This is a genomic window from Streptomyces sp. URMC 123, assembly GCF_051386515.1.
Classification (GTDB): Bacteria; Actinomycetota; Actinomycetes; order Streptomycetales; family Streptomycetaceae; genus Streptomyces.
In genome coordinates, this window is sequence record NZ_JBPQTV010000783.1 from 1 (window position 1) to 256 (window position 256).

The 256-nt window shown below is 70.7% G+C and carries 1 protein-coding gene; it reads right to left on the reverse strand.

The window, feature by feature from the left end; genetic code table 11:
- Positions 1-57: 57 nt before the first annotated feature.
- Positions 58-256 (reverse strand): DUF418 domain-containing protein (locus ACSNOD_RS32000; RefSeq protein ID WP_436770547.1); only part of this gene is annotated, 199 nt, incomplete at its 5' end.

Here is a 256-nt window from a genome sequence, read left to right on the forward strand (position 1 = left end):
TCTTACAGCAGGGTCGCCAACGCCGCAGGCCCGGGGCCATCGCCCTGCAAGACTGCGTCAGCCCAGTGCCGTCAGCCGCCGCATCACCCATTCCACGGGCCCCTGCGCCACCTTCTTGCTCCAGGCCCAGGCGGCCAGGCTGGCGATGATCACGTACAGCGCGGCGGCCACGGCCACTTCGCGCAGGCTGCGTGAGCCGTCCAGCGCGCCCATGGCCTCCAGCAGGCCCATGCCGATGAGGATGTGGGCCAGGTAC